The 4,555-nt window shown below is 64.0% G+C and carries 5 protein-coding genes; all 5 read right to left on the bottom strand.

Features of this window, described 5'->3' with window-relative positions; genetic code table 11:
- Window positions 1-1,141, bottom strand: a 1,141-nt coding sequence (locus EN993_RS31850; protein WP_127265749.1) for a GMC family oxidoreductase N-terminal domain-containing protein, incomplete at its 3' end; no start/stop codon positions are given.
- Between the two features lie 95 nt (window positions 1,142-1,236).
- On the bottom strand, window positions 1,237-1,770 hold the full coding sequence (locus EN993_RS31845; RefSeq protein ID WP_109658826.1) for a DUF934 domain-containing protein: 534 nt from the start codon (window positions 1,768-1,770) through the stop codon (window positions 1,237-1,239).
- A gap of 161 nt (window positions 1,771-1,931) precedes the next feature.
- Window positions 1,932-2,696, bottom strand: a complete 765-nt coding sequence (locus EN993_RS31840) for a phosphoadenylyl-sulfate reductase (RefSeq protein WP_127265747.1) — start codon at window positions 2,694-2,696, stop codon at window positions 1,932-1,934.
- Window positions 2,671-4,341 (bottom strand): nitrite/sulfite reductase, encoded by a 1,671-nt coding sequence (locus EN993_RS31835; protein WP_109658824.1) that lies wholly within the window; start codon window positions 4,339-4,341, stop codon window positions 2,671-2,673. The genes EN993_RS31840 and EN993_RS31835 overlap by 26 nt, the downstream gene beginning before the upstream one ends.
- Before the next feature lie 43 nt (window positions 4,342-4,384).
- Window positions 4,385-4,555, bottom strand: a 171-nt coding sequence (locus EN993_RS31830; protein WP_127265745.1) for a DUF2849 domain-containing protein, incomplete at its 5' end; no start/stop codon positions are given.

Genomic DNA, 4,555 nt, shown 5'->3' with positions numbered 1-4,555 from the left:
AGCCCATATGAAGCTTGCGGCCATGGTCATCGACGATGGCGATGCAGAAATGCAATTGCAGATCGGGCCGATCGATCGCCGGGTCGGACTTGAGGAAGGCACCGCTCTCCGCGTAGGGCGTGGCGATCATGCCGCCGCCATCCTTGCGCCAGCGCCACAGATGCCGCAGCAGGCCAGGCAGACCGCGCAGGCCGATGCCCATCATGTCCGCATCCCTTGATGTCCAGCCCATGATGAAGTCGAGATGATCCTGCAGGTTCTTGCCGACGCCGGGCAACTCATGAACGATCGGAATTCCGTGCGCTGCAAGCTCGACAGCTGGCCCGATCCCGGACAGCAACAAGAGCTGCGGCGAGCCGAAGGCACCACCGCAGACGATAACCTCGCGCCTGGCTTTCGCAACGGCTTCGCCCTTGCCCGTGCGGTAGCGCACGCCGGCGGCCCGCTTGCCGTCAAGGACGATGCCCGTGGCATGCGCTCCGGTGATGACGGTAAGGTTTGGGCGGTCCATGGCCGGATGAAGATAGGCGGCCGCCGCCGAGCAGCGCTCGCCGTTGCGGCGTTCGCCCCAGAATTGCGTGACCTGATAGAGCCCCGCCCCTTCCTGCTCCGGTCCATTGAAATCGTCGTTGCGACGGATCTGGTTTTCGCCGCAGGCCTCGAGAAAGGCCCTCGAGAGAGCGCGCGGCTCCTGCTGCTCGGCGACCCGCAGCGGTCCGTCGCCGCCGTGCAGGCCATCCGCGCCGCGCTGGTTGCCTTCCGCACGCCGGAAATAAGGCAGCACCTCGTCCCATGACCAGCCGTCGCAGCCGAGATCGGCCCATTCGTCATAGTCGCCGTGGTGTCCGCGTGTGTAGAGCATGGCATTGATTGCGCTGGAACCACCCAGCGCCTTGCCGCGCGGCTGGTAGCCCTTGCGCCCGCCAAGCCCTTGCTGCGGCACCGTCTCGAACGCCCAGTTGTTGATCTTCGGCCGACCCGGCAGCAGCGCGATGACGCCTGCCGGGGCTCGGATGAGCAGATCTTTGCCCCCGCCGCCGGCTTCGATCAGGCAGACCGTTTTCGATGGATCCTCGGAGAGCCGCGCGGCAAGCGTGCAGCCGGCGGACCCGCCACCGGCAATAACATAGTCAAAATTCATGACCTCCTCCTCGCACCCGGCGGATATTTCCGTACGGACGACCAAGAGAAGGCCCGATCACAGCTGATGTAAAGACGCGCGGAATTACCGCAACGTCAGCTGTTGCGAACGCGCCGCCAGGAATATTTCGGCCCTTTTGGTTCCGGCACGGCGGCTGGCTGGTAGTAGAGCCCCAATCCGCCGGTACGTCCCTCCTCCAGCCGCTTCAACAGCACCGGATTCGAGATCTCGAACTCGTCGAAGCCCAGCCGCAGCATATGCGGCAACTGGTCGACCAGAACCTGCCCGGTGGCGCGCACCGCACCTTCGAAATCGTGGCGGCTGCGCAGCAACTCCCCCTTGGAGAAGGAGCGGCCATCGCTGAAGGCCGGGAAGACCAGCGCTACTAGCGAGAGCTGGTCGAGTAGATCGGCGATCTTCTCGAGCTGATCGCCGGGCTGCAGCACCACACCGAGCCGTTCTCTGGCGGAGCGGCGCACCTCCGGATCGAGATCGAGGAACGCCTGCAGCGGCAGGATGAAGCGGCCGTTGCCGGACAGCGCGTCCGCGCTTTCGGCATGAGCCCACTCGTCCTCGCGAAAACCCGTCGGGGTCCAGAGGCGGATCTCCGGTGTCGTCGGTTCAGTCATCAAAAATTCCTAAAAATTCAAAGAAGCTCATTGTGTGTTGAGGTTCAGGTCAGGCCGCGCCGAAAATGGTGGCTTCCGAGAACCGGAGGGAGCGTACTTGAAGTACGTGAGCACCGGAAGCTGCAGTTCGCAAGCCGGCCTCACCTGTATATCAACATACCCTAAAGGGATGCGTCGGTCAGCGACTTCTCCAGCCCCGACAGGTGAATGCCGCACTCGGTCTTGGCATGACCGGCCCAGCGGCCGCTGCGCGCGTCCTCGCCCGGCTGCACCGGCTGCGTGCACGGGAAGCAGCCGATCGACAGATAGCCATAAGCGACTAGCGGATTTTCGCGCAACGCATGCGCGCGCATATAGTCGGCCTGGTCCGATGTCGTCCAGTGCGCCAGCGGATTGATACGGATGCGCGGGCCGACCGCTTCGAACACCGGAAGTGCTGCCCGGGTCGAGGCCTGGAAGCGCTTGCGGCCGGTGAACCAGGCACGGAAGGGGGCGACGCCACGCGCCAGCGGCTCGACCTTGCGCACGTCGCAGCAGGCGTCGGTGTTGCTTTGATGCAGATTGCCCATCGGATCGATCCGTTCGAGCGCCGCTTCCTCGGGCTTGATCACCCTTATGTTGGTCAGCCCGAAATCGGCGGCAAGCGCGTCGCGATAGCCGAGTGTCTCTTCGAAATGCTTGCCGGTGTCGAGGAAGATGACCGGCAGCGTGCGGTCGATCTTGGCGATCATGTGCAGCAGCACAGCCGAGTCCGCACCGAACGACGACACTGCGGCGATCTCGTCATGGAACAGTTCGCGGGCCGAGCGTTCGATGATCTCGAGCGGGTTCAGATGACCGTAAAGCGCATCGAGCCCCGCCGCCTTGGCGGCGATGCCGTCATCGACATCGGCAATATGGTCAAGCGGCCTTGGCTTCGCCAGCATAGAGCGCCTCCTTGAACGGCGCAGGACCGACTCGGCGGTAGGCGTCGATGAATTTCTCTTGTGGGTCGAGCCGAAGGCCGAGATAAGTCTCGACGATCTGCTCGATGGCGTCGGTGATCTCATCCGATGAGAAGCCGCGGCCGATGATCTCGCCAACCGAGGTGTTCTCGTCGGCCGAGCCGCCCAGCGTCACCTGATAGAGCTCGGAGCCCTTCTTCTCGACGCCGAGGATGCCGATATGGCCGACATGGTGATGGCCGCAGGCGTTGATGCAGCCGGAGATCTTCAGCTTCAGTTCGCCGATCTCGCGCTGCCGCTCCAGCGAGGCGAAGCGGCGCGATATTTCCTGCGCGATCGGAATCGAGCGCGCCGTGGCCAACGCGCAATAATCGAGGCCAGGGCAGGCGATGATGTCCGATATCAGGTTGGAATTGGCCGTCGCCAGGCCGATGCCGACCAGCGCATCATAGACCGCCTTGAGGTCGGCGCGCGCCACATGCGGCAGGATCAGGTTCTGCTCATGGCTGACGCGCAGCTCGTCAAAGGCATATGTCTCGGCGATGTCAGCGACCGCTTCCATCTGGCTGTCCGAGGCGTCGCCCGGCACCTCGCCAATGCCCTTGAGCGAGATCGTCACTGCCGCGTAGTCGGGATGGCGGTGCGTCACCACATTCTGGTCGAGCCACTCCGAGAACCCCTTGGAATCCAGCCGCGCCAGCTTGACCGCCTGGTCGCCCTCCGGCCGCTCGGTCAGCGCCGGTGGTGCGAAATAGGCCTCGATGGCGCGGATATCGGCTTCCGGCAGCTTCAACTCCGCGTCCTTCAATTCCTGCCACTCGGCTTCGACCTGGCGGGTGATTTCCTCGACGCCGGTCTCGTGGACGAGGATCTTGATACGCGCCTTGTACTTGTTGTCGCGGCGGCCATAGAGGTTGTAAACGCGCAGGATCGCCGTGCAGTAGGACAAGAGGTCGGCTTCCGGCAGGAAGTCGCGGATCTTGCGGGCGACCATCGGCGTGCGGCCCTGGCCGCCGCCGATATAGACGGCGAAGCCGAGTTCGCCGGCGGCGTTCTTCTTCAGGTGCAGGCCGATGTCGTGGGTCTGGATGGCGGCGCGGTCGCGCTCGGCACCCGTCACCGCGATCTTGAACTTGCGCGGCAGGAACGAGAATTCCGGATGCACCGACGACCACTGGCGCAGGATTTCCGCATAGGGGCGCGGATCGGCGACCTCATCGGCGGCGGCACCGGCGAAATGGTCGGCGGTGACATTGCGGATGCAATTGCCGCTGGTCTGGATGGCGTGCATCTCGACGCTTGCCAGATCGGCCAGGATCGCCGGAATGTCCGACAGCGCCGGCCAGTTGAACTGGATGTTCTGGCGCGTGGTGAAATGGCCGTAGCCCTTGTCGTATTTGCGGGCGATGTGGCCCAGCATGCGCAACTGCTTGCCGTTCAGCGTGCCATAGGGCACCGCGATGCGCAGCATGTAGGCGTGCAGCTGAAGGTAGACGCCGTTCATCAGCCTCAGCGGCCGGAACTGGTCCTCGGTGATCTCGCCGGCAAGGCGGCGCTGGACCTGGTCGCTGAACTCGGCGACGCGGGCCTGGACAAAATCGTGGTCGAACTCATCGTAACGGTACATGCTTCGTCTTTCAGGGCGCGTCCGCCCATGCCTGGTGTCTTGGTTATGCTGCCCAAGTTGACTGCTTGCCAGCCTGCTTGCCGAGATCGTTGCGGATGGTCGGGCCCGCGGCGCGGATTTTCTCGCGCAACCGCACCGGCTCGACGACGCCGTTGACGACGTCCGCATCGATCAAATTGACGTCGACCACTTCGTTGGCGGCGTAGGCCCTGTC

Origin of the sequence: Mesorhizobium sp. M7D.F.Ca.US.004.01.2.1, assembly GCF_003997785.1 — a bacterium.
In the GTDB taxonomy this organism is placed as follows: domain Bacteria; phylum Pseudomonadota; class Alphaproteobacteria; order Rhizobiales; family Rhizobiaceae; genus Mesorhizobium; species Mesorhizobium loti.
Note: the sequence above shows the minus strand (reverse complement) of the source record. Positions and strands in the feature narration are given on the sequence as shown.

Excerpts from the sequence above, each read along its gene's own strand:
- EN993_RS31835 (WP_109658824.1), bottom strand. The coding sequence starts at position 4,341 with ATGTACCGTTACGATGAGTTCGACCACGATTTTGTCCAGGCCCGCGTC.
- EN993_RS31840 (WP_127265747.1), bottom strand. The coding sequence starts at position 2,696 with ATGCTGGCGAAGCCAAGGCCGCTTGACCATATTGCCGATGTCGATGAC.
- EN993_RS31845 (WP_109658826.1), bottom strand. The coding sequence starts at position 1,770 with ATGACTGAACCGACGACACCGGAGATCCGCCTCTGGACCCCGACGGGT.